The sequence below is a fragment of the Brevundimonas sp. genome (genome assembly GCF_032107865.1).
In the GTDB taxonomy this organism is placed as follows: domain Bacteria; phylum Pseudomonadota; class Alphaproteobacteria; order Caulobacterales; family Caulobacteraceae; genus Brevundimonas.
In genome coordinates, this window is the sequence record NZ_DAMCNG010000396.1 from 1 (window position 1) to 1,179 (window position 1,179).

Below are 1,179 nucleotides of genomic sequence, written 5' to 3' on the forward strand. Positions count from 1 at the left end.
CAGGGCCGCCCGACCGCCTCGCCCGGCTCGCGCCGCCCCATCTCGGCCGCCGTCGCCCCGCGCAGCCCCTTGCCGGGGGTCAGCAGGCTGACGGCTTCCAGAAGGTTGGTCTTGCCCGCCCCGTTCGGCCCATGCAGCACCACCGTCCCGCCGGAAACCGGTAGGGTCGCGCCCGCGTAGGAGCGGAAGTCGGTGAGGGCGAGGGTGGTGAGGCTCAATCTATCCGCTCATCCCGGCGGACGCCGGGACCCAGTGCTTTGGCCGCAAGCGGCGCGGTTCAAAGGAGCGTCTCGAACAGATCGGCCCATGCAGGGTTCATACGCTCGATCAGGTTCAGCTTCCACTCGCGTCGCCACTCCTTGATGCGTCGCTCGCGAAGAAAGGCGGTCTCTCGAGAGTCGTGGACTTCGTACCAGACCAAGCGGGAGACAGCATACTTCGCGGTGAACCCGTCGCGCAGCTTCTCGCGATGCTCGGCGACCCGTTTCAGCAAGTCATCCGTCGAGCCGGTGTAGAGCGTGCCGTTGCAGCGGCTGGCCAGAATGTAGACGTAGAACATCCGACCACCCGCCCCCGGTTCTCACTGGGTCCCGGCGTCCGCCGGGATGAGCGGAAGAGGGGGCAGCACCGGCTCGATCAAACCCGCAGCGGCATCAGCACGTACTGCACGCCCACGTCCGCCGGGTCCAGGACCAGCGTCGGACTGGCCGGGTCGGCGAATTTGAAGTGGGCCGTCTCGCCAGTGATCTGACCGGCGACGTCCAGCAGGTAGCGGGCGTTGAAGCCGATCTCGAACGGCTCGTCGGAATAGCCGATCTCGACCTCTTCCTCGGCCTGACCGGCTTCCATGTTGCGGACGGTCAGCTTCACCCGGTCGTTGTCGAAGGCCAGCTTCACCGAGCGGCTCTTTTCCGCCGAGATGGTGGCCACGCGGTCGACGGCCTTGGCGAACAGGCTGTTGTCGATGTCGGCCTGCTTGTCGTTGCCCTTGGGGATGACGCGCAGATAGTCGGGGAAGGCGCCGTCGATGACCTTGGAGGTCAGGCTGGCCTCGCCGAACTCAAAGCGGATCTTCTGGGCCGAGACCTGCACCTCGACCGGGCCGGCGCCGTCGTCCAGCAGGCGGCGGACCTGATCCACCGTCTTGCGCGGCACGATGACGCCGGGGCCGCCCGCCGC

Annotated in this window: 3 protein-coding genes; all 3 read right to left on the reverse strand. The window is 67.4% G+C overall.

The genetic code is table 11. The features are described 5' to 3' along the window. Positions 1-218: AAA family ATPase (locus RT567_RS17070; RefSeq protein WP_313577366.1), on the reverse strand; the 218-nt coding region annotated here is incomplete at its 3' end. 59 nt (positions 219-277) lie between these two features. Further along, on the reverse strand, positions 278-559 hold the full coding sequence (locus RT567_RS17075; protein ID WP_313577367.1) for a GIY-YIG nuclease family protein: 282 nt from the start codon (positions 557-559) through the stop codon (positions 278-280). A 77-nt stretch (positions 560-636) separates the two neighbouring features. Then, the coding region (locus tag RT567_RS17080; RefSeq protein ID WP_313577368.1) for a DNA polymerase III subunit beta at positions 637-1,179 on the reverse strand (543 nt) is incomplete at its 5' end.